General features: G+C 46.6%; 23 protein-coding genes. 19 read left to right on the top strand and 4 right to left on the bottom strand.

The window, feature by feature from the left end:
- Positions 1–303 precede the first annotated feature (303 nt).
- Complete coding sequence (locus BLR50_RS12430) at positions 304–1089, top strand: CPBP family intramembrane glutamic endopeptidase (protein ID WP_162840433.1); 786 nt, start codon at positions 304–306, stop codon at positions 1087–1089.
- 89 nt (positions 1090–1178) lie between these two features.
- Here BLR50_RS12430 and BLR50_RS12425 read toward each other — a convergent pair whose 3' ends face one another.
- The gene (locus tag BLR50_RS12425; RefSeq protein ID WP_092642857.1) at positions 1179–1667 is read right to left on the bottom strand and encodes a GNAT family N-acetyltransferase; all 489 of its coding nucleotides are present in this window, start codon (positions 1665–1667) and stop codon (positions 1179–1181) included.
- 200 nt (positions 1668–1867) lie between these two features.
- On the opposite strand from BLR50_RS12425, the gene BLR50_RS12420 reads away from it, so the two are divergent.
- From BLR50_RS12420 to BLR50_RS12395, 6 genes are all read left to right on the top strand, one after another.
- Positions 1868–3163 carry a galactokinase gene (locus BLR50_RS12420; RefSeq protein ID WP_205408707.1) on the top strand — a complete coding sequence of 432 codons (1296 nt, stop codon included), beginning with the start codon at positions 1868–1870 and terminating at the stop codon, positions 3161–3163.
- Between the two features lie 49 nt (positions 3164–3212).
- Complete coding sequence (gene galT / locus BLR50_RS12415; RefSeq protein ID WP_092642852.1) at positions 3213–4190, top strand: galactose-1-phosphate uridylyltransferase; 978 nt, start codon at positions 3213–3215, stop codon at positions 4188–4190.
- Positions 4191–4211: 21 nt separating this feature from the next.
- Positions 4212–5228: a UDP-glucose 4-epimerase GalE gene (gene galE / locus BLR50_RS12410; protein WP_092642849.1), complete on the top strand. Its 1017-nt coding sequence runs from the start codon at positions 4212–4214 to the stop codon at positions 5226–5228.
- 264 nt (positions 5229–5492) lie between these two features.
- Positions 5493–7169 carry a putative bifunctional diguanylate cyclase/phosphodiesterase gene (locus BLR50_RS12405; RefSeq protein ID WP_092642846.1) on the top strand — a complete coding sequence of 559 codons (1677 nt, stop codon included), beginning with the start codon at positions 5493–5495 and terminating at the stop codon, positions 7167–7169.
- A gap of 58 nt (positions 7170–7227) precedes the next feature.
- Entirely contained in the window at positions 7228–9465 is a 2238-nt protein-coding gene (locus BLR50_RS12400) for a sensor domain-containing diguanylate cyclase (RefSeq protein WP_162840432.1), read from the top strand.
- 189 nt (positions 9466–9654) lie between these two features.
- On the top strand, positions 9655–10359 hold the full coding sequence (locus tag BLR50_RS12395; protein ID WP_092642840.1) for an NAD-dependent protein deacylase: 705 nt from the start codon (positions 9655–9657) through the stop codon (positions 10357–10359).
- A 2-nt stretch (positions 10360–10361) separates the two neighbouring features.
- On the opposite strand, the gene BLR50_RS12390 is transcribed toward BLR50_RS12395, so the two are convergent.
- Entirely contained in the window at positions 10362–11471 is a 1110-nt protein-coding gene (locus BLR50_RS12390; protein WP_092642836.1) for an SLC13 family permease, read from the bottom strand.
- A 186-nt stretch (positions 11472–11657) separates the two neighbouring features.
- Between BLR50_RS12390 and BLR50_RS12385 the strand changes: the two genes are divergently transcribed.
- The 10 genes from BLR50_RS12385 to nrdR all read left to right on the top strand — a co-directional run bounded on the left by BLR50_RS12385 (position 11658) and on the right by nrdR (position 19657).
- Positions 11658–12374: an AzlC family ABC transporter permease gene (locus BLR50_RS12385; RefSeq protein WP_092642833.1), complete on the top strand. Its 717-nt coding sequence runs from the start codon at positions 11658–11660 to the stop codon at positions 12372–12374.
- A complete protein-coding gene (locus tag BLR50_RS12380; protein WP_092642831.1) occupies positions 12371–12697 on the top strand; it encodes an AzlD domain-containing protein in 327 nt (108 codons plus the stop codon). The genes BLR50_RS12385 and BLR50_RS12380 overlap by 4 nt, the downstream gene beginning before the upstream one ends.
- Positions 12698–12948: 251 nt before the next feature.
- On the top strand, positions 12949–14091 hold the full coding sequence (locus BLR50_RS12375; protein WP_205408706.1) for an ABC transporter substrate-binding protein: 1143 nt from the start codon (positions 12949–12951) through the stop codon (positions 14089–14091).
- Between the two features lie 105 nt (positions 14092–14196).
- Entirely contained in the window at positions 14197–15072 is an 876-nt protein-coding gene (locus tag BLR50_RS12370) for a branched-chain amino acid ABC transporter permease (RefSeq protein WP_092642824.1), read from the top strand.
- An 11-nt stretch (positions 15073–15083) separates the two neighbouring features.
- Positions 15084–16088, top strand: a complete 1005-nt coding sequence (locus tag BLR50_RS12365; RefSeq protein WP_092642865.1) for a branched-chain amino acid ABC transporter permease — start codon at positions 15084–15086, stop codon at positions 16086–16088.
- Between the two features lie 3 nt (positions 16089–16091).
- Positions 16092–16862, top strand: coding sequence for an ABC transporter ATP-binding protein (locus tag BLR50_RS12360; RefSeq protein ID WP_092642821.1), 771 nt, complete (start codon positions 16092–16094; stop codon positions 16860–16862).
- Positions 16863–16909: 47 nt separating this feature from the next.
- Entirely contained in the window at positions 16910–17617 is a 708-nt protein-coding gene (locus BLR50_RS12355; protein WP_092642818.1) for an ABC transporter ATP-binding protein, read from the top strand.
- 145 nt (positions 17618–17762) lie between these two features.
- Positions 17763–18551, top strand: coding sequence for a sugar phosphate isomerase/epimerase family protein (locus tag BLR50_RS12350; RefSeq protein WP_092642815.1), 789 nt, complete (start codon positions 17763–17765; stop codon positions 18549–18551).
- 190 nt (positions 18552–18741) lie between these two features.
- The gene (locus BLR50_RS12345) at positions 18742–19044 is read left to right on the top strand and encodes a DUF6514 family protein (RefSeq protein WP_092642811.1); all 303 of its coding nucleotides are present in this window, start codon (positions 18742–18744) and stop codon (positions 19042–19044) included.
- A gap of 157 nt (positions 19045–19201) precedes the next feature.
- Positions 19202–19657 carry a transcriptional regulator NrdR gene (gene nrdR, locus BLR50_RS12340; RefSeq protein ID WP_092642808.1) on the top strand — a complete coding sequence of 152 codons (456 nt, stop codon included), beginning with the start codon at positions 19202–19204 and terminating at the stop codon, positions 19655–19657.
- A gap of 48 nt (positions 19658–19705) precedes the next feature.
- Here nrdR and BLR50_RS12335 read toward each other — a convergent pair whose 3' ends face one another.
- Together BLR50_RS12335 and BLR50_RS12330 are read right to left on the bottom strand one after the other, a co-directional pair.
- Entirely contained in the window at positions 19706–20086 is a 381-nt protein-coding gene (locus BLR50_RS12335; protein WP_162840431.1) for a DUF4363 family protein, read from the bottom strand.
- Entirely contained in the window at positions 20083–20769 is a 687-nt protein-coding gene (locus BLR50_RS12330; RefSeq protein WP_242871762.1) for a DUF421 domain-containing protein, read from the bottom strand. The genes BLR50_RS12335 and BLR50_RS12330 overlap by 4 nt, the downstream gene beginning before the upstream one ends.
- 368 nt (positions 20770–21137) lie before the next feature.
- Here BLR50_RS12330 and adhE point away from each other — a divergent pair, with 368 nt between their 5' ends.
- Positions 21138–23747, top strand: a complete 2610-nt coding sequence (gene adhE, locus BLR50_RS12325; protein WP_092642802.1) for a bifunctional acetaldehyde-CoA/alcohol dehydrogenase — start codon at positions 21138–21140, stop codon at positions 23745–23747.
- Positions 23748–23957: 210 nt separating this feature from the next.
- Positions 23958–24169 (top strand): IS200/IS605 family transposase (tnpA, locus tag BLR50_RS12320; protein WP_143008116.1); only part of this gene is annotated, 212 nt, incomplete at its 3' end.

The raw sequence follows: 24169 nt of genomic DNA, 5'->3' as shown, positions 1-24169 counted from the left end.
AGTTCCTCTTTTCAATTTGATTTGAGGAACGGCATTGACTGAACGTTCTGCTAAAAACGAGTAATGTCTTTACAAAGATTAGTTTACAGGTTCAAAAAACCTACTTGTTGGTGCTTGAACGAACGTCCGGCGACTTATTTATATGCGAGATAGCGGCAAACCGCTTCACCACTCACCTCCACGTGCTCTGTAGTATACCGTCTCTCGGAGGTAAGTATAGCAGAGTTTTATTTTGACTGCGAGTTGCACCAACTCCGTTTCATGTCTTGTTGGTGCCTTTCGCAGAAAGGAATGGTCTTTTATATGGACATTATTAAAGACCTGGCAAAAAAACATGTCATCATTCTCTCAATCATCATAAGCATTATAACGCTATTGCTCTCCTCCATCTTCACTTGGGATGATAAACCCTTTATGGGGCTGGATAAGCTGGCGGGAGATTTATTGATTACGGTTTTCAGTTTAGCGGTGATAAGAATATTAGGAATTTGGGATACCGCCGGGTTTAGAATACAGGGGTTCGGCAAAGGGCTGGTCTTAGGAATCCCGTTTATACTTATTGGTATTGCAGGTGCGATAATCGGTAATGTAGGCGTCGATTTTAAAACGTTGGTGCCAACCTCCGCCTTTAACATGGTATTATTTACTGTGAACATGTTCATGGTTGGCGTCAATGAAGAGATCTCCATGCGTTCGCTGGTTTTAAACGGTCTGCTGAACCACTACGACAAAACCTATAAGGGTATACTTAAGGCGGTTTTTGTATCCGCACTTATTTTTGGTGCGATACATATACCCAATGCCTTTTTTATGCCGCCGATGACGGTAGCCGTTCAAGCAATCAATGCCGCGGCTGCTGGTACCTTATTTGCCGCTATCTTTATCAGAAGCGGAAGCATCTGGCCGGGGATTATCATACATATGCTCGTCGATTGGCTGGCGCTTTTTATCGGCCAGTGCTTTACCGGAGGCGCTTCGGTTTTAAGCGTTGAAATGGGCATAAGCCAGGGTATTATGATGATACTTTTGGGCTCAACGCCGCCCATTACTATCAGCCTGTTTTTATTAAGAAAGAGTAAAGTTGAATAACACGAATAACAAAGCACCTAGAAACGGTATATACTTATCTTCGATAAAGTTAGCATACCGCACTAAGTGCTTTTCGTTTAGGCTATATTCTATAAATTATACTCCATAAATCCAACCGTGAAAGGCAGGTGTTCAAACACCTTTGTACCGGTGGATTTAAAACCGTTTGTCATATACCAGTTCTTTAAAACTATGTTCTCCTCAATAATCCCTATGCTGATTTTTGTACCGCCCAGCCTTTTTATCTGCTCTTTTGCGTAATCGATTAAAACCCTGCCGTAGCCGTTATGCCGGTATTCAGGCAGTACCGCAAGCTTTTCTATGGTAAACGTACCATCCGGCAGTTTTCCAATCGCAGCGAAGCCTACGATAATGTCATCAGCATATAACGCATACATCAAATTACCCTTTTCCTTTTCTGCAAGCAGGCGTTCATTTTTCATAAAGGCGCCGTTGCTTGGGCAGTTCTCAGGGGTAAGGCCAAAATCCTTGGCTACGGTTAAAAAGCTCTGCCGTATCACATTGGCGCAGGTGTCAAGCTCAGCATCCTGTACGGCTTTAATCTCATAGGCTGTCATCCATCATCCCTCCAGTGCAGTATTGTTAGATTCTAATTATATCATATCGGGTAAATTTGAGATATATAATTCTAAGCACATGACAATGCAACAAAAATCCATAAACATGATTGCTCAAGGGGTTGTAAAAATTTCTCCGTTGGATTAAGCTAAAGCTAGATATTCAACCTAGTCTAATATCAATAAACAGGGGGATGCCCATGCTTACCGAAGAGATGAAAAAACAATTGCAAGGCTCTGCGTTTGATAAAGCCTTTGGTTATGTATACTGTACCGGCAAGAACGGGGTGACACTTCAAAAAGAACGTTATACCACAGCGGTAAATGCGTTTGAAGCCCTGTTCGGGCAAGGGCGCGAGGCAGAGCTTTTCAGCGCGCCGGGCAGAACCGAGATTGGCGGAAACCACACCGACCATCAGCACGGGCGTGTGCTGGCGGCTGCCGTAAACCTGGATGTAATTGCGGTAGCCTCTAAAAACAGCGATAACACCATCCGTATTAAAAGCGAAGGCTATGATATGGATGTTGTAAGCCTTGATAAGCTTGCCCCTGTGGAGGGTGAAAAGAACAAAGCAGCCGCTCTTATCCGTGGTGTTGCGGCACGCTTTGCGCAGCTGGGGTATGAAGTGGGTGGGTTTGATGCCTACACCTCCTCCAGTGTTCTCAAGGGCTCTGGGCTTTCCTCCTCCGCTGCCTTCGAGGTCCTGGTAGGCACCATGCTCAATCATCTGTTTAACAGCGGAAAGGTTGCTCCGGTGCAGATTGCGCAGATCGGTCAGTACGCCGAGAACAATTTCTTCGGCAAGCCCTGCGGCCTGATGGATCAAACCGCGTCGGCAGTCGGCGGCTTTGTAACTATTGATTTCGCTGATCCGGTACATCCCGTAGTAGAAAAGGTAGGCTTCGATTTTGCTGCCAGCGGCTACGCTCTTTGCATTGTAAACACAGGCGGAAACCATGCCGACCTAACCCCCGATTATGCGTCTGTCTCGGCAGAAATGAAGGCCATTGCGGCAGCATTTAATAAAGAATATCTCAACGATGTTGATGAAGCGGTGTTTTTTGAGAGTATCGGCCGCCTGCGCGGGAAGATAAGCGACAGGGCAATCCTGCGCGCGATGCATTTCTTTGCCGATAATGCCCGTGTGCTTCGGCAGATTGACGCTTTGAACAGCAGTGATTTTGAGCAGTTTAAGCAGCTTGTATTGGAATCCGGTCGTTCCTCCTATATGTACCTGCAGAACGTATTCTCCTGCCATAACCCCTCAGAACAGGGGGTTTCACTGGCTCTTGCAATCAGTGAGCGGGTGCTTGCAGGCAAGGGTGCGTGGCGTGTGCATGGCGGCGGTTTTGCGGGAACGATTCAGGCATTTGTTCCGGTTTCTAAGCTGCAGCATTACAAAGCAGAGATTGAAGCTGTGATGGGCGAGGGCAGCTGCTTCATTCTTTCCATCAGGCCGGTTGGCGGGGTTAAGATCTCTCCTGAGCTTTGTTAACCATTCACTTGATATTTAGTACTACGTTTTAGAAAAGGACTGATAAACGATGGCAGAACTCAGATGGCATCCGCTGACGCAGGATTGGGTGATGATTGCATCCAACCGGCAGGGAAGGCCCCAGATGCCCAAGGATTGGTGCCCCTTTTGCCCCGGTTCGGGTAAGGTACCGGAGCAGTTTGATGTATATAAGTATGATAATGATTTCCCCGCACTTTCGCAAAACCCACCGGTTCCCGATGATGTAGCCGGAGGCTTGTTCAAGGTTGCACCCTCCTACGGAAAGTGCGAGGTGGTGCTCTATTCCTCGGGCCACACTACTACCGTGCCGCAGCTTTCGGATGAGCATGTGCTCAAGCTGGTTGACCTCTGGTGCCAGCGTTTTGAGGCCATGCGCGCCGACGAAAGGATAAAATACTGCTTTATCTTTGAAAACCGCGGCGATGTAGTAGGTGTTACCATGCCGCATCCGCACGGGCAGATTTACGGCTATCCGTTTATCCCCAAAAAAATAATGCTTGAAACTAACTCGGCAAAAGAATATTATAGCAATACAGGCAGCTGTATCTTCTGCGAACTGTTAAAAAACGAGCTTGAGGCAAAAAAGCGCATCATCTTTCAAAACGAACACTTTACCGTGTTCCTGCCGTTCTTTACCGAGTACCCCTACGGCGTATATATCCAGTCCAACAGCCACAAGCAGTATATCACCGATTTTAACGCCGAGGAACGGAAGGCACTTGCGGTTGCCTTTAAGCAAACCGTGGGTATGCTGGATAATCTGTTCGGATATACTTTCCCCTATATGATGTGCATGCATAATGCGCCTGTCAACAGCGGGGATTATGCGCAGGACTACCACTTTCATATCGAGTTTTTCCCACCGATGCGTTCTGCGGAAAAACAGAAGTTTAATGCCTCCAGCGAAACGGGTGTATGGGCACACTGCAACCCTACCTGCCCGGAAGAAACCGCAGAGGAGCTGCGAAGGGCATATGCTGGATTTCTTGCAAAGCAGCAAGCCTGAAATTGAAAGGACGTGACCTTTTTGAAGATTCTTGTTACAGGCGGCGCCGGCTTTATCGGCAGCCATACCTGCGTGGAGTTGCTTAACGCCGGTTATGAGGTGGTTGTGGCCGACAACCTCAGCAATGCCAAGGAGGATATCATCGATCGCATCCGTAAGATTACGGGCAAAACAGATGAGATTTCTTTTTATAAGGCCGATATCCGTGATAAGGCCGCCATGCACCGTATTTTCACCGCAAACGACATCAAGGCGGTTATCCATTTTGCGGGTCTCAAGGCGGTAGGCGAATCGGTTGCAAAGCCGCTGGAATACTATGATAACAACATCGCCGGCACCATTGCACTATGTGAGGAGATGCGGGACGCAGGATGCAAAACCATTGTGTTTTCCTCCTCCGCCACGGTTTACGGCATGAACAACCCGGTGCCTTTTGTAGAGGATTACCCCACCTCCGCCACCAACCCCTATGGCTATACCAAGGTGGCGATTGAACGTATCCTCATCGACCTTGCGGTAGCCGATAAAGACTGGAGCGCGGTGCTGCTGCGTTACTTTAACCCCATTGGCGCGCACGAGAGCGGGCTGATCGGTGAAAATCCCAATGGCATTCCCAATAACCTGCTGCCTTATGTTTCTCAGGTGGCAGTTGGCAAACTGCCTTTCCTGAATGTGTTCGGCAACGACTACGATACCCCGGATGGTACCGGCGTTCGCGATTATATCCATGTGGTGGATTTGGCGCGTGGCCACTTGAATGCAGTTGAGTATGGTTTAAAGCATAAGGGCAGCGAGGCAATTAACCTCGGAACCGGAAAAGGCAGCAGTGTGCTGGAGATTGTAGAGGCCTTTAAAAAGGCGAGTGGGCGTGATATCCCCGTCAAGTTCGCTCCGCGCCGTCCCGGCGATATTGCCACCTGTTATGCCGACACCGCCAAGGCTAAAAAACTGCTCGGATGGGAGGCCGTTAAGGATATCAACGATATGTGTGCAGACGGTTGGAGGTTTATTGATATCCTTACAAAATCAGAAAAATAGTAGTTGTTTAAGGGAGCCATCTATCGGCTCCCTTTTCTATAATATTCAGTACTTGTGGATATTGCAGTATGAAATTAAGAGAATTGTATTATTTTTTAGCACCTGATTTGGGAATGCTTTGTTGTATTTTGATGTTAAATGTGGTATATTGATTAAAGCACATCTTTCTAATTCACATTTTCTATACTATCTTATCTTAATATCTATCTTGGTCCCTTGACTCATACACCATAAAGCAGGCGGACAGATATAAAGGAAGACAATATGATGATATCAACAGCGAAGCCCATAACACGTTATATTAAACGGACAGCGCTGCTAGTAACGATTGCCGTAACCTTATTTGCAGGTTCGCTGTTTATATTCTCGGTTCTGCCCTCGGCAACCAGAGACCCCCTTCCTCAAGCCTATGTGTTGGATAAGGTTGAACACTTTGGGGCCAATTTACTAAGTGTTGCATCTGTTTCCGGCACTATTGTAGCTTTACCGGCTTTCAGTGATACAACTGCAGCTAATGACCTTCGCAGTATCCTTGATTCGTTGGTGCTCTTTAGGGGAACTCGTGGTATCTTAATTATGGGTGCAGTTACCGCAGTGGGGTTTATTGCGCTATTACTAATCTTTATTATAACAAGGCGTCGCAGTAAGGCACAGCTGACGCGTCTGGCTTATATAGACAGTCTAACGGGCTATCAGAATTATTCCGCGTTTCAGAAAAAGGCGGCGGCGTTACTTTCTAAGCATCAGCGCTATGCTCTGATTTTATTTGACATTAACCGCTTTAAGGCTATCAACAATACCTATGGCTTTAAGGAAGGAAACAAGCTGCTGATTTTTGTTTCAAAGAAGATTCAGGCATTTATATCGGAGAACGAAACTTTCTCGCGAGTATCTGACGATAACTTTACAATGCTTCTGTGCTATGAGAGTGATGAACAGCTAAAAAGCCGGTTGGAACAATTCTTTGCGGGTATGAAACAATTTCAGTCGCCTTATGGCAATAATGCCATTGAGTTAAACTATGCCTGCGGAGTTTATGTTATCATCAACCGTGAGCTGCCGCTTGATTACTGCCATGAAAATGCCCAAATGGCTAAGCAGAGCGTAAAAGAGCTGTACGATACCACCATTTCTTTTTATGATGATACCCTTCGTCAGCAGGTGATTGAAACACAGGTAATTGAAGCCTCGATGTATCAGGGGCTGGAGAATGACGAGTTTGAAATCTACCTTCAGCCGAAATACGACCTTAAAACAGAAAAGGTTGCGGGTGCCGAGGCATTAATACGCTGGCATCACCCAACCTTAGGTTTTCTAACACCCTCTCGGTTTATTCCCATCTTTGAGCACAACGGCTTTTTGCTTAAGCTGGACTGCTATGTTTATGAAAAAGTTTGCTGCCTGCTGCAAAGCTGGATAGAATCGGGCGAAACCCCTATTCCAATTTCCGTGAATATGTCAAGGCTTCATGTGCGCCAGCAGAATTTTGTGGAAGAACTTGAGCAGATGGTCAACAGCCACGGTGTACCGGCTGAGTTAATTGAGATTGAGCTTACCGAAAATGCGTTTTTTGAGGATACTCAGCAGATAATAGATGTAATGGAGCAGCTTAAAAGCAAGGGCTTCAGGCTCTCGATGGACGATTTCGGTTCCGGTTATTCTTCACTGAACCTGCTGAATATGTTGCCTGTGGATACTGTTAAGCTTGACCGCGCGATGTTCACCGAAACCACCAAGGCCGAGCGCAGCAAAAAAGTAGCGGCCAATGCCATCCATATTGTGCGTGACCTGGAGATGACAGCCGTTGCAGAGGGCATAGAAACTAGGGAACAGGTTGATTTCTTAAAGAATATCGATTGCGATATGGTGCAGGGATATTTTTATGCTAAGCCGATGCCGGTAATAAAGTTTGAACAGCTGGCATACAACAGGGTAGGATAAAAGACAATTGAAAAGGCCGGTTGCGGACTAGTTTCCAAACGATAAAAGGATGAATGGGATGAAAAGTAGTTTTGCACTGAAGCCTTCAGAAAGCTTTATTTTTAAAACCAGCATGTTGTTAATGCTGGTTTTTGTCATAATCTTCAGTTCGATTTCTGAGCTAAGAGATGCCTTTACTGATAAAACCTATGTTAAAACTGGTTTGTATGATAGCATGACACTTGCTGTAAAGGGTATTATGCGTAAAAACGAGGATACCTTTTATTTGCTTGAAACAATCGCCTCTTTTATCGGAAAAAACACTGCATTTGATGATAAAAACCTCAACGGCAGTCTGAGAAAGCTGGCCTACGGCAAGGATTTCTATACCTTGGAGGTTGCCGATTCTGCCGGTAAGGCTTATTGCGGTGACGGCACTAAGCGGGATATATCCAAGCAGGAGTATTTCATGGCGGCGAAGGCGGGAAAACGCGCGGTTACAGCAATAGATGGCACAGGCAGCGATGAAGAAAGTATAGTTTTTTCCCTTCCGGTTTATAATGAGGATGGGTTTGCGGGTATGGTAGCCTGCTACTATCACAGTTCTTTTTTTGAAAAAATGCTCAGCGATTATTTGGAGGAGTTAGGCGCAAGCACTTCTTCATGGGTTATTCAAGATAACGGCACGGCACTGCTTTCCTGCGGCAATACCTTCGGCTACACGAATTTTTATGAACTGCTGTATTCCGGTACCACTGTTGAAAAGCCCTCTGAAGATATTTCAGCACAGGTGAAGCGGCAAAAAGAGGGCTATATCCGTTTTAGGCGGGAGAGTATCAACTACTATGCCATTCATAAGCCGATTGGTCTAAATGGCTGGACACTGGTTACCATGGTTCCTTCAAAGGTTATTGATGAAAACCCTGCGGCATTAACGGTTCGTTTAGTACTGCTGCTTAAACTGATGCTTATTCTTGCGGCAGTTGCGTTATACATCTTTTCATTTGAACGCAATAAGGCCGCAAGAATCCGCCAAAGCAGGCAGGAGTTTGAGGCACTGACGAATAATGTGCCGGGAGGCGTGTTCCGCTACCGAAATGATGAGAAGCAGACATTGGGGTATTTAAGCGAAGGGCTGCTTCATATGTACGGGTATACGCTCGAAACCTTCCGCCGAATGTTCGATAACAGCTTTATCAACATGGTGTATGCCGAAGACCGCAAGCGGGTTCAAAGCGAGATTGCGGGACAGCTTGCGCAAAACGGCAAACGCAAGATTCAATACCGTATTATCGATGCAAGCGGGAAGATACGCTGGGTATACGACAGCGGCCGAATTGTAACCGATAAGGACGGCAACGAGTGGTTCTATGTAGTGTTGTTAGACGTTACGCGCTTTAAGAACCGGGAAGAGCAGGTTCGTGAAAGCGAGGAACGTTACCGCATTCTGGTTGAGGAAACCAACTCCATTGTACTGGAAAGCAATAATATCGATGGTACAGCGTTCTTTACACCGAATTTTAAAGAGCGTTTCGGCTTTGAGCCCAAGGTATATGATTCACCAGGCACCCTTTTTCCGCGTGAAATGATCCATGCAGACGATCTTCTCAAACTGGAACAGATGCAGCGTCAGATGGAACAGGGTGCTAACACCATTGCCGATGAGCTTCGAATCCGCACGGGCAGCGGAGCATATCTGTGGTATCAGATCAGCCACCATATCGTTCGGGATGAAAAGGGAATGCCGATTAAAACCATCAGTCGGATTACCGATATTGATGCAGATATGAGGCAGAGGGTGCATCTGGAGGATCTGACGCAGCGCGACCCGTTAACGGGGTTGTACAATAAAGCCGCGGTGAAGGCGCTTATTTCAGAGTATCTGCGGTTGTATGGAAACAGCGGGCTGCACGCACTTTTGTTCGTTGATATTGATAACTTTAAGGCTGTAAACGATAACCTCGGCCATCTTATCGGAGATAAAGTGATCATTGAGATTGGCTCCAGGCTTCCCAAACCGTTCCGCGAGACAGATATTGTAGGCCGTGTAGGCGGCGACGAATTTGTAGTATTTTTAAAGAATGTACGTACCAAACGGTTTGTTTATGATAAGGCCGAACAGATCTGTAATATCTTCCGTAATGCCTATATTGGCGAAAACGGTAGCTATAAAATCTCCGGCAGTATCGGTATTGCATTCAGCAACGGTGCAAATACAACCTACGAGGTGTTGGTTGAAGAGGCCGATCAGGCACTCTATTCCGCCAAGGCGCACGGCAAAGATCATTACGAGGTCTACCACCGGGAAAACCGGTAGGTATGAAAAGTAATTTAAAGCATTCCTTCTGGAAGGCCTTAGAAATAAAAGCAACCCGCCGTGCAGGATATAAACTGTGCGGCGGGTTAATATCTGCTTGCATGTAGGAGCCTGAGGGCTTAAAATAGGAAAGGGTTTTATGCCTCATTCGAATAGGGATTAAGATAACAGCGTGAAGGAGGCTGAGCAATGAACAGAGAGCTGCAAAGGCTGATTGAAGCAAGCAATAACATCGTCTTTTTTGGCGGTGCAGGGGTATCCACCGAAAGCGGCATCCCCGATTTCAGAAGCCCCGACGGGCTGTACCGGCAGAAGTATCGTTACCCACCCGAAACCATGCTCAGCCGTTCGTTCTTTGATAAACATACCGCTGAGTTTTACGACTTTTACCGCGGAAAGATGCTCTTCCTTCAGGCCAAGCCCAACAAGGCGCATCAAATGCTCGCAAAGCTGGAGGAACAGGGTCGGCTTAAGGCGGTAATTACGCAGAATATTGACGGCCTGCATCAGCAGGCGGGCAGCAAAACGGTGTTGGAGCTTCATGGCTCGGTGCTTCGCAACTTCTGCATGTCGTGCGGGGAATTCTATCCCGTTTCGGCAATATTGGAATCAGAGGGAATTCCGCGCTGTAGCTGCGGCGGCATCATCAAGCCTGATGTGGTATTGTACGAGGAAGGGCTCAATAATGATACCCTGTATCAGGCTGTGGAGTACCTCCGCAGGGCTGACATGCTGATTATCGGCGGCACCTCGCTTGCCGTTTATCCGGCGGCCGGTTTGGTGCAATACTATCGCGGCAATAAGCTGGTGCTTATCAATAAATCCGAAACCCCGCTGGATAACAGCGCAAACCTGATTCTGCGAGGCTTAATCACCGAGGAACTGGGTGAGTAGCCCTAATCATGCAGGAGAAGTCCTGCCCCCAACAGCACAGTCAGAAACAATATGTTGATTACAGTGAATACCCCAAGGTAGAGCCCGGGCTTTGCCCCTTCCGTTTTGGCATACAGCTTAAAGGAGATTAAACTTGCGAGCGACGCAATGAGCGTGCCCAAGCCACCAATGTTGGTGCCGGCGATCAATGCCTGATAGTTCTTTGTAAATCCCGAGAGCATCACCGCAGCGGGTACATTACTGATTATCTGGCTAAGCAGCGCCGAAAAAAGCAGTTCCCTTCCCGCAATCAGGGAGGATACCAGTTTCTGTACCGTCTCGATACGCCCAAGGTTGCCAACGAAGATGAAAAAACAAACAAAAGTGAGCAGCAACGGGTAATCTACACGCTTGAACAAGCTTTTATCAAGGAACAAAACTACAATTACAATAACCAAAAGGGCGATACTGTAGTGTATTATCTTCAGCACCGCCAGCAGGCTGACGGCAAACAGCAGCAGGTAGGCAATCAAGCGCTTTTTATCGTGAATAACAGCCTTCTGGGTAAAGTTGATATCAATCTGCTTATTTCTGATTAATAGTGTAAAAATAATAATCATCAAACCGCTAATGCAGACTAATGGCAGTGTTATTTTAAAGAATTGTGCCGTGCCTACCCCAAAATAGGAGTAAAGATAAAGGTTCTGCGGGTTGCCCATCGGGGTAAGCATACTGCCGAGGTTTGCGGCAACCGTCTGCAGAACAATTACATAAATCAGCCTCTTATCCCCTGCAAAACGCAGAACCAAAACGGTAAAGGGCACAAAGGTGAGCAATGCAACGTCGTTGGTTATAAACATTGATGCAAAAAAGCACATCAATACCAGAATAAGCGCAAGCCGTTTTAAGCTGCCCGCTTTGCTGAGCAGCCGCTGCGAGAGTACCTCGAAAACTCCAAGCTTAGTAATACCCGCAATCACAATCATCAAGCAAAACAGCAGCACCAATACACTGGGATTCATATACCCTATGTAAGCGGCGTCTGGCGGTACAAAAAATATCGTGATAACAGCCGCAACTGCCGAAATCACCAACACAACTTCATTCTTGACAAACTCAATAACCCTATTCAATCCCAAGACCCCTTATCTGATTAAACCGTCAACAAAACAGTATCAGCATACTATTTTCGTCAACGTTTTTCAACCGAAACATGCAAAAAAATCGTCTTGTTACAACATGAGGCGGTTTCACATTTGTTTGGTTGACGTAGAGATTTATTTGAAATCTCAAGCTTTTGAAAGGCATGGTCACAGCAAATGGAACAAAGCGCTATCATCAATCGTTACAGCCAAGGGTTTAAAGACGGTATCCCTATTGCCCTTGGTTATCTTTCGGTATCGTTTACCTTCGGCATGGCAGCAGTCACACAGGGCCTTGACCTGTGGCAGGCCGTACTGATCTCTATGACCAACCTCACCTCGGCAGGGCAGTTTGCAGGCCTTTCACTGATTACGGCAGGTGCCGCCTATTATGAGATGGTTCTTACACAGTTTATCATCAACCTGCGTTATGCCCTTATGTCGGTATCGCTTTCACAAAAGCTGCACGGTGTGCGCCTGCTTGACCGACTGCTTATCTCGTTCTGCAATACCGACGAAATCTTTGCGGTAGCAAGCCGTCAACCCGCTGAGGTAGGCAGACGGTATATGTATGGGCTGATGACGGCACCCTATATAGGGTGGGTGCTGGGCACCTTTATCGGGGCTGCGGCAAGCTCGCTTCTTCCGGCCTCCGTACGCAGCGCGCTGGGGCTTGCCATCTATGGGATGTTTATTGCTATTGTGTTGCCGCCTGCCAAAAAGCTGCGTGCTGTGCGTCTGGTGGTAATCATCTCTGCACTTTTTAGCTGTATATTTGCATGGGTACCAGTTTTAAACCATATCTCAAGCGGCTTTGCAATCATCCTCTGCACCCTTATTGCGGCAGCAGTGGGGGCGGCACTGTTTCCCATTGAGGAGGTGCAGGGCGAATGAGCGGCCAGTTTTGGGTTTATGTTGTGCTGATGGCGGGAGTCACCTATTTAATCAGAATGCTGCCGCTGGTGATCTTTAAAAAGAAGATACAAAGCCGGTTTATCAAATCATTCCTGTTCTATATGCCCTATGCTGTCCTTACGGCAATGACAATTCCGGCAATATTTACCGCAACCGCCTCGGTGTGGTCGGCGGTTGCAGGGCTTTTGGTAGCAGTAATTCTCGCATGGCGCGAGAAAAGCCTGCTAACGGTTGCCATATTCGCCTGTGCAGCTGTTTTTGTTACAGAATGGCTGCTAAAGTTCTTAAATGCAGGATTGTAATACTTAATCTTTCACTTTAACAGGTTTTCAAAACCTGTGGCCTTAATAGCAAACTTTCAGAAATTATAAAATTACAGCCATTTTTAAGCTTTTTCATTGAAAAACAAACTAAGATGGATTATAATAAAAAAATCAAATTCACATGATGACTGCATAGTTTTAGTTAAACATATTCAGGTTAGATGCAGGGGGCCGCTTCTTATATCGGTTTTCCTGTTTTTAAAAATGTATATTGAATGGAGGAAAAGAACATGAGCTTTAAAAAAGGTCTCGCGGTAGTTTTAGCGTGCGCCACTGCCACACTTGCTTTTGCCGGTTGCGCACAGTCGTCCGGCAACACCATTAAAATCGGTGGTATTGCCCCGCTAACCGGTGATGTTTCGGTTTACGGCAAAGCGGCCAGCAATGGTGCAAAGCTTGCTATTGAAGAGATTAATGCTGCCGGCGGCGTGCTTGGCAAGAAGATTGATTTCATTGAACAGGATGAAGAGGGCGACCCCGTAAAAGCGGTAAACGCCTATAACAAGCTTTCAAGCCAGAAGGTAGTTGCCATCATTGGCGACGTTACCAGCAAGCCCACCATCAGTGTTGCTCAGAAGGCTGCAAAAGATAATATGCCTATGATTACCGCTACCGCCACCGCCAAGGATGTAACCACCTACGGTAAAAATATGTTCCGCGCCTGCTTCCTTGACCCGTATCAGGGCGAAACCATGGCTACATATGCCACACAGAACCTGAGTGCTAAGAATGTAGCTGTACTGTACGATACCTCCGACGACTACTCCAAGGGCTGCGCGGAAGCTTTTAAGGCAAAGGTTGAAGCTTTAGGTGCAAAGGTAGTTGCTTACGAAGGCTTCGGCAAGGGCGATACCGACTTTAAGGCACAGCTCACCAAAATTAACCAGAGCACTCCCGATGCACTTTTCATCCCGTCTTACTATAACACCATTGCCCTTATTGCCACTCAGGCCAAAGAGGTTGGCATTAAGGCTACCATGCTTGGCACCGACGGTTGGGACGGGGTACTCGGCGCACTAGATAAGAGCAACCTTGCCGTTGTAGAAGGGGCATACTTCTGCAACCATTACTCCACCGAGGACAAGTCTGAGGTTGTTCAGAAGTTCCTTACCGACTATAAGAAAAAGTACAACGAAGATCCTAACGCCTTCGCCGCACTCGGCTACGATTCCGCGAAGATTCTGCTTGCCGCCATTCAGAAGGCAGGCAAAACCGATAAGCAGGCAATAATTGATGCACTGGCTGCCTCCGATTACGAGGGCGTTACCGGCCATATCAGCTACAAAGGAACCGGCGACCCTGTAAAGAGTGTTGCAATCATTAAGGTTGTAAACGGCGCTTACACACTTGATTCAAAAATCACCGCACAGTAATCTAAAAAGCAATTTAAGGTTACAACCGTCCGCCGCGGGGAATGCGGCGGACGAGTTGTAATTATTTGATGTAGGAAATTTGATCATGCCCGGAGGAGGAAGACTATGGACTTTATCTACCAACTGATTAACGGGCTTCAGGTTGGGAGCATCTATGCTCTGGTAGCGCTTGGCTACACAATGGTGTACGGCATTGCCAAGCTTATTAACTTTGCGCACGGCGACATCATTATGGTGGGCGCGTATATCGCGCTACTTGCCGTTGGCTCTATGAATTTGAACATTTGGGTAGCTCTGCTGGTTTCGGTTGTGTTCTGCGTAATTTTAGGCGTTCTGATTGAAAGGGTGGCATACAAGCCCCTCAGAAATTCTTCCAGAATGTCTGCACTCATTACAGCCATCGGTATGAGCTTGTTCTTAGAAAACCTGTTTTTGCTGATATTTTCTTCTAACAAGCGCCCGTTCCCCAACAGCTTTAGCGGCGTCGCGTTTTCCATAGGCGATAAGCCGATTAGCTTTAATACGTTGTTGACGATAACAATCTCATTGGTACTGATGTTTGTTCTTTGGTTCTTTGTACAAAAAACAAAGATTGGCAAGGCGATGCGCGCCGTTTCAGAGGATACTGCGGCCGCCCAGCTGATGGGTATTAACATAAATACGACCATATCCGTAACATTTGCGATTGGCTCCGGCTTAGCTGCGGTTGCTTCGGTATTCTACAGCTCCACCTATCCGCTGGTAGACCCATACATGGGTGTTATGCTGGGCTTAAAGGCCTTTATCGCAGCAGTTTTGGGCGGTATCGGCAGCATACCCGGTGCCATTCTTGGCGGTGTAATCATGGGTATTGCCGAAAGCCTTACCAAGGGCTATATCTCCTCCACTTTGGCGGATGCCGTAGTATTCGGCATTCTGATTTTGGTGCTGCTGTTCAAACCCTCCGGCCTGCTTGGCAAGAATGTTAAAGAAAAGGTGTAAGGGTGGGTGCAATGAGAAAGAATTTAAGGTCCTATATCATCAATATCATTGCCGTTGTCGTTCTTTTCTTTATTTTGTGGGGGCTTATGCTTGCCGGAATTATCGACAGCTACTACAGCGGCATTCTTGTAACAGTAGGTATTAACATTATCCTTGCGGCAAGTTTGAACCTTTCCACGGGATTTCTGGGGCAGCTGGTTCTTGGCCATGCCGGCTTTATGTCGGTGGGTGCATATGCGGCGGCGTTGTTTACCATGAATATGCCCGAGGGCATTCCGCTGATGGTGCGCTTCTTAATCTCGCTCTTGGTAGGCGGATTGGTTGCGGCCATATTCGGCATTGCCATCGGCATTCCGGCGCTGCGCCTGCGCGGGGATTACCTGGCCATTATCACCCTTGGCTTTGCCGAGATTATCCGTGTGGTTATCCTGAACCTCGGCTTTACCGGGGGCGGGCAGGGGCTTAAGAACATCCCCACCCCAACAGACGATACTGCCTCCTATTTTGCGATAGTATTCTGGATTATGGTGCTTGTCCTCTTCGTTTTGTATTCATTTATACGTTCCCGTCAGGGCCGAGCCATTAAGTCTATTCGTGATGATGAAATCGCAGCCGAATCCTGCGGAATCAACACAACCTACTATAAGATATTGGGCTTCACCGTTTCCGCCTTCTTTGCGGGCATTGCGGGCGGGCTGTATGCGCACTATATCACTATTCTGGATCCATCAAACTTCGGTTTTATGCGTTCCATTGAAATTCTTGTTATGGTTGTGCTGGGCGGTATGGGCAGCTTCACAGGCTCTATCCTTGCGGCTACGGTACTTACCGCGCTGCCGGAGGCGCTGCGTGCATTCTCCGATTACCGTATGCTTATCTACTCGCTACTGCTTATTGTCATGATGATCTTCAAGCCCTCCGGCCTGCTTGGCACCTATGAGTTCTCGCTTACAAGGTTGTTGGATAAGCTCATGAAACGGGTACCCAAAGCAAAGAGTAAGTCGAAGGAGGGTTAAGCGGTGGCACTGTTAAAAGTAAGAAATCTTGGTATTACCTTCGGTGGCTTAAAGGCGCTAAGCGATGTGCGCATAACGGTAGACCAGTCGCAGATAGTCGGTCTTATCGGCCCTAACGGCGCCGGTAAAACCACTGTTTTTAATCTTCTAACCGATGTATATTCCCCAACAAGCGGCACCATAACGCTGGATGGTGAGAATATTGTAGGGCAGAAAACCTACCTTGTTACCAAAAGCGGTATCGCCCGTACCTTCCAGAATATCCGCCTGTTTAAAAATATGACAGTGCTGGAAAACGTAATGGTTGGCTTTGATGTTCATATGAAGTATTCCTGCTTAAAGGGTATCCTCCGTCTTCCGGCCTACTGGCGTGAAGAAGCACAGTATGAGCAGAAGGCGCGTGAACTGTTGGCCGTTTTCGGGCTGGAGGGCAAGGCAGATACCATCGCCTCTAACCTTCCTTACGGGCAGCAGCGCAAGCTGGAGATTGTGCGTGCGCTTGCCACCTCACCCAAGCTGCTGCTGCTGGACGAGCCTGCCGCCGGCATGAACGACACCGAAACAGCGGAGCTGATGGAAACCATACGCTTTGTACGCGATAAGTTCCAGATAGCCATCCTGCTGATAGAGCATGATATGCACCTTGTAATGGGCATCTGCGAGAAGATTATCGTACTTGATTACGGCAGCGTTATTGCAAAGGGTACGCCGGAAGAGATCAAGAATAACGAGAAGGTTATCGCCGCATATCTTGGCAAGGGCGAGAACGAATAATATGGAAGAAACACTTTCATATTTTCAGGGAAGGAACGGTTACAATCATGCTGAAGGTTGAGAATTTAGAGGTATATTACGGCTCTATCCATGCCATCCACGGCGTGAACTTTGAAGTAAAACAGGGCGAGATTGTTACACTAATCGGTGCCAACGGTGCCGGAAAAACGACAATCCTGCAAACAATAACCGGCATGATCAAAAGCAAGGCCGGAGAGATTACTTTTTTAGAAAAGAACCTGAAAACTATAGAACCGCATCGCATCCTGCAGCTGGGGCTTGCTCATGTTCCGGAGGGACGGCGAATCTTCTCGGGCCTGACGGTTATGGAAAACCTGCAGATGGGCGCCTATATCCGAAATGACGGCAAGGCTGCAATAGATGCAGATTACGAAAGAGTGTTTACCACCTTTCCGCGCCTGAAGGAAAGAAAGTCACAGCTAGCGGGTACCCTTTCGGGCGGCGAACAGCAGATGCTTGCTATCAGCCGTGCCATTATGGCCAAACCCAAAATGATGCTGCTGGATGAGCCATCCATGGGTTTGTCGCCAATTCTTGTTCAGGAAATCTTTAAGATTGTTAAGGATGTAAATGCTAGCGGTGTTACGGTTCTGTTGGTGGAGCAGAACGCCAATATGGCGCTTTCAATTGCCGACCGTGCCTATGTGCTCGAAACCGGACACATTGTAAAAGAGGGCTCGGCGCAGGAACTTAAAAATGACTCGGCCATTCAAAAGGCCTATCTCGGCTCCTGAGATTCAAATATACAACAAAGAGCATACCTTTACCGGGTATGCTCTTTTTGACTTTTTAACTGGACAATCCACCACTAACGCAATATAATCTTAGTAATAAACAAGTTATATAAATGCTATTTTCAGCAGAACAGGTCGTGATTTCATGCTTTACGGGCTTTCCACTGCCTGCCTTTATCCGCAGGAAACAGAGAAAACCTTTGAATATTACTGCAAAAACGGTGTGAAGGCCGTAGAGATTTTTTTAAACACCTTCTCAGAGCTTGATAAAGGCTATATCCGCGCAATACGGGAGCAGGGTGACGCTTACGGAACCAAGGTGATATCCATCCATCCGTTTACCTGTGGTTTTGAGCCATTTATGATGTTTACCGACTACCCGCGCCGTTTTGCCGACGCCCTGGAATTCTACAAACCGTATTTTGAAATCTGTAACCTGCTGGGGTGCGATATCTTTGTATTTCATGGAGACAGAAGGGAAGGACAGCTCCCCCCAGAGATATATTTTGAACGGTATGCAAAGCTCTATGAGCTGGGGCAGAGCTATGGGGTAAACGTAGCTCAAGAAAATGTTGTGCGCTGCCGCTCCTACTCTGCAGCGTTCATTGCACAGATGAAAAAGTCATTAGGCAATAAGGTGTGCTTTGTGCTTGATACCAAGCAGGTGGTGCGCGCCGGTGAAAACCTTGAGGAGATGCTCAATGCCATGGGGGAACAAATCATCCATGTGCACCTCAGTGACAACAATATGTGTCAGGACTGTATGCCTATAGGCAAAGGTACACTAGATATTGTTCAATTACTTGTCAGCTTACGTCGTTTTAACTTTGATAATTGTATCATTATAGAATTGTATAGGGAAAATTTCACAAACAGTGACGAGTTGCTTTCTTCACTAAAATATTTAGTAAAATTAGGTGAAATAGATAAATAGCCCGACAAAAATCGACAATATAGTCTCAAAAAGTTGACATAAGGCTAAAACGAGTTTTTGATAATGATTTAGTTGTTGCGAAAAATGTCGAATGTCGCTTGATAATGTTGGATGGTTTTCCTTTTAATTTCTAACTGCTTTCGATAAAATAAGAGTAATTCGCTTTTATGATATGAAAGGAGAGAGAAACGTGCAAGGAGTAGTTTTCCTGGACAAGTTGGAGAATCAACTGACGGAGGACATGAAAATCACCTACAACGTCGTTGAAAGTGAGGTGAACCCGGCCATCATTGAATTAGGTGGGGCCCCTATTGTTACATACGGTGTCTCGGTTACCAAAATAGCAGACAGCGGGGAAGAGAGTACCACGATTCTTGATATTTCCACCGATCGTACTGTGGTAGAGTCGCTTGTTTCAGCACTGCGGCGCGGGCGGGTAACGCCTATAACGGTTGCAGATGTGGTGGAAGACTATATGGCACTGCTTTTTTAAAAATGCGATTGGGTTTAGGCAGCCAACGCATACGCCCTTCCATATAAAAAGCTGATGAATTCAACACATTCGTACATTTTTAAGTTGTTAAATGTGTTAAAATGTGTTATTATATTATAAAATATTAGGTAGCATTGGAAATGCGGAGGTTTAAGCCATGAGATGCCCATTTTGCTCCTATGAAGAAAGCAAGGTTATCGATTCTAGGCCAACCGATGAAGGCAAGAGCATAAGACGTCGCCGGGAGTGCTTAAAATGCGCCAAACGTTTTACTACCTATGAAGTAATAGAAACCTTACCGCTTATCGTTATTAAAAAGGATAGATCCCGTGAACCGTTCGACCGCGATAAGATAATTAACAGTTTTCTTCGCGCGTGTGAAAAGCGTACGGTATCTATCGAGATGATTGAAAAAGCGGTTAATGATATTGAAGCTACCCTGCAGAATTCGCTTGATAGAGAGGTTACCACCGAAAAAATCGGCGAGCTTGCCATGGATAAGCTGCGACAGATTGATGAAGTAGCCTATGTGCGATTCGCTTCGGTATACCGCCAGTTCGGCGATTTGACAACCTTTATGAAAGAGCTTAAAACAATGATGGATAAACGGTGAACAGCCTTCGGGCTGTTCTTTTCCTTTTCAAGAAATACCGTTTATGTTTTATAGTATGCTCCCGGGCAGCGGTAGTTCTCCCTTCCAGAACTCATTGATGCGATGAGATATCTGTTGGCAAAATGCCCCGGCCAGTGCGGTGTCATTATATTGCAAAAGTCCTCTTACCATTGTTATGGAGATTGATATTTCAGAAATCTGGTAGCGCCGAAAGAAAAACGAGAGCACCCCTCTGTGTTCCTCCCAGTAATCCTCAAGCTGCTGTGACTGTCGGTTGGCGTTATCAATGTTCTTCTCGTCAAGACTTTTGCAGATGCTTTCGGCTTGCTCTGTTATGGCATTACAGGTGCTCCATAGCATAAGCAACGAAATGATGGCAATCGCAGCGATTGCTCCGATAATCCCCAGTGCAATAACTAACCGCTTCAAGCCTTTTTTAGCTCCTTCTGCTTTGGTATAATGTAAGCACTTTTTGATGAATCCAGTGTCATAATGAATATCTCATCCAGCTTATAATTATTGCGTTTGAGGTAACTGTCCAACCATTTGCGATTCACCCCACAGAATTCAAGACCTTGTTTTATTATATCGCCGTCGCTTACCACCACAACCGGGGGAGAGACATTTTGTGTTTTGATATTCATCTGCTGGGCGGTAACCGGTTGCTTGTCAGGTTTTAAATAGATACTAACTGTTCCGCTGGTTTCAACTATTGCCACCTGAACGTCCCGCACATCAAATACATCCTTCCCGCGAAGCTCCTCCATCAGGTCGTCTACTGAAAAACGCAGATCGCGCATGGCAGCTTGGTCTATCTGCCCGTCTTTAATTATTACCTTGGTGTTGCCGGAAATAAAGTTTCTGAACTTAATATTCTTTAAGCTGATGGCTGAAATAATAATTTCAAACGAAACCAACGTTAATATTGGCACTGCGCCAGCCAGCAGAGGGATGTTGGTATCCTCTATGGGCAAGGATGCGATGTTTGAGATTAATATTGTTACTACCAGTTCTGAGGGTTGAAGCTCCCCAAGCTGGCGCTTTCCCATAAGCCGTAGAGAGAAAATAATCAACATATAGAGCAGAATGGTTCTAAAGAACACTACAATCATTTATTATCTCCTTTCCGGCGTAAACGTAATGTTAATTGTGATACAGCCTTTTGGCAGTAGAGTACCTTCTTTACATTTGAGGTGCTGTAAACAGTATCTGCAATGGTAAATTTATTATACTAAACTGTGTCGCGTATCCTGAGGCAGTACATTTGTTGGTTTTTTTAGAGCATAATAAATTTATCTGACGCACTAAAAACCATGTAAAAAGCAACAAAAAAACCTGCATGAATCTCAGCAACTTGTAACAAAAAGACTGTTAAAAAATTAACGAACATCTATTGACATTGTTAAAGTTTTAACATAAAATAATGGTGTAAGAAAAACAACTGAAAGTTCATCGAATAAAGAATTAGGGAGGTATTCACATGGCTGCTGCAGAAAAAGCAAAACAAGAGGTTTCCGATATCGGCAAAATGATCGACGAGCTTGTAAACAATGCACAGGAGGCACTCGGCGAATACATGCACCTTACACAGGAGCAGGTGGATGAAATAGTGCACGAGATGGCTCTTGCAGGCCAGGAGGAGCACATGCGCCTTGCAAAGCTTGCGGTAGAAGAAACCGGGCGCGGTGTGTATGAAGACAAGATTATTAAGAATATGTTTGCCACCGAATATGTATGGCATTCCATTAAGTATCAGAAAACGGTTGGTATTGTAGACGACAACGATATGGAAGGTTATGTTGAGGTAGCCGAGCCGGTAGGCGTGGTTGCGGGTGTAACACCGGTTACCAACCCCACCTCTACCACGCTCTTTAAGTCACTTATCTGTGCTAAAACCCGTAACCCCATCATCTTCGCATTCCATCCTTCTTCGCAGAAGTGTTCGGCTGAGGCCGCACGGGTGGTGCGCGATGCCGCCATTAAGGCAGGTGCCCCGAAATACTGTATTCAGTGGATTGAAACCCCATCCATCGAAGCAACCAACCTGCTTATGAACCACAACGGTGTTTCGTTAATCCTTGCCACCGGCGGCTCCGGTATGGTACGCTCGGCATACAGTGCCGGTAAGCCCGCGTTGGGAGTAGGCCCCGGTAACGTACCCTGCTATATTGATAAAACCGCAAACCTCGAAAGAGCCTGCACAGACCTCATGCTTTCCAAAACCTTTGATAACGGCATGATCTGTGCCTCTGAGCAGGCAGTTATCGTTGATAAAGAGATTCAGGAGCCCTTCGAAAAATACATGAAGACCAATGCCTGCTACTTCTTAAATGAAGAGGAAATCAAAAAGGTTTCCGACTACGCTATTAACCCCCAGAAACAGGCGGTCAACCCCGACATTGTGGGTAAGCCTGCGGCGTGGATTGCAAAACAGGCTGGGGTTACGGTACCGGATAACACAAAGATTTTAATCGCAAGGCTTGCCGATGTAGGCCCGGAATATCCGCTTTCCAGAGAAAAGCTTTCCCCAATCCTTGCATACTTTGTAGTGAACTCTAAAGAAGAAGGCTTTGAAAAGGCCTTAAAGATGCTTAAGATGGGCGGCCTCGGCCACTCGGCGGTTATCCATTCTGGCAATGAAGAGACAATACGTGAATACGGCGAGGCCATGAAGGTTGGCCGTGTAATTGCCAACTCGCCTTCGTCGCAGGGAGCAATCGGCGATATCTACAACACCAACACCCCGTCGCTTACACTGGGCTGCGGTTCATTCGGCAGAAACTCCACCACATCCAACGTTTCCTCCGTAAACCTTATCAACAAAAAGCGCCTTGCACAGAGGAGAGTCAACATGCAGTGGTTTAAGGTACCGCCCAAGATCTACTTCGAGGCCGACGCAGTTCAATACCTTGAGAAGATGCCTGATATCACGCGCGCATTTATCGTAACCGACCCCACGATGGTGACCCTTGGTTATGTGGATAAGGTGCTTTACTACCTCAGAAAGCGTCAGGAGTACTGCCACAGCGAAATCTACTCGGATGTTGAGCCGGATCCTTCTGTTGAAACCATTATGCGCGGCGTTGAGGCGATGAACAACTTTAAACCCGACGTTATCATCGCACTTGGCGGAGGTTCGGCCATAGATGCGGCAAAAGGTATGTGGCTGTTCTATGAGCACCCCGATACCTCCTTCGGCGGGTTAAGGATGAAGTACCTTGATATCCGCAAGAGAACCTTTGCTTTCCCGAGGCTCGGAAAGAAAACACAGTTCGTTGCAATCCCCACCACCTCCGGTACGGGCAGTGAAGTAACCGCTTTCTCGGTTATCACCGACAAGCAGAACGGTAATATCAAATATCCGCTGGCCGATTATGAATTAACCCCAGACGTGGCGATTATCGATCCGCAGTTTGTGGTTACCATGCCAAAGTCTATCACGGCCGATACCGGTATGGATGTACTCACGCACGCAATTGAAGCGTATGTTTCGGTTCTGGCCTCCGATTACACCGACGGCCTTGCAATGAAGGCGATTGAACTGGTGTTTAACTATCTCCCGCGTTCCTACAACAATGGCGCACAGGATTTTGTAGCCCGCGAAAAGATGCATAACGCTTCCTGCATCGCCGGTATGGCCTTTACCAACGCCTTCTTAGGCCTGAACCACTCTATGGCACATAAGCTTGGCGGTGAATACCACATCCCGCACGGGCGTGCCAACGCAGTTCTGCTGCCGTATGTGATTGATTATAATGCACAGCTCCCCACCAAGTTTGTAACCTTCCCCAAATATGAGAAGTTTGTTGCAAATGAAAAATATGCCGAGATTGCAAAGCATCTGGGGCTGCCTGCGGCTACTACCGAGCAGGGTGTTGCAAGTCTTATAAAAGCTATCCGTGACCTGATGAAGTCGCTGAATATGCCGGCCAGCATCAAGGATTGCGGTGTAGACGAGAAGAAGTTCTTCGCAACTCTGCCGCAGCTCTCCGACAGAGCATTTGAAGACCAGTGCACTACCGCAAACCCCCGTTACCCATTGGTCAAAGAGATCTCGGAAATCTATACGAAGGCATACTACGGTAAATGAACCTGCTGTAATACACTGCTAACATGAGAGATCCCTCCCATTATATAAAGAAACCGCTCTTCGGGGCGGTTTCTTTTTGGTTGTAGCTTCAGCGCAAAAAACCACCAGCTCTGCTGGTGGAATTAGAACGCTTATAGCGAAAAGAGGTCCTCCAGTGATAGAATGATGAAGGTTCACCAACCGCATCAAAAAACAAAGGAGGACATGTCAATGGATGACATAAATAGTTTAACACATTCGAAATGGAGATGTAAATATCATATAGTATTTGCACCGAAGTATAGACGACAAGAAATATATGGACAAATCAAGGTGGATATAGGGCAGATACTTAGGAAATTATGCGAACAAAAAGGGGTGGAAATAATAGAGGCACAGGCATGCCGCGACCATATACACATGATGGTAAGCATACCACCGAA

Source organism: Acetanaerobacterium elongatum (assembly GCF_900103835.1).
Taxonomy (GTDB): Bacteria; Bacillota; Clostridia; order Oscillospirales; family Ruminococcaceae; genus Acetanaerobacterium; species Acetanaerobacterium elongatum.
This window is presented reverse-complemented; position numbering and strand designations above follow the sequence as displayed.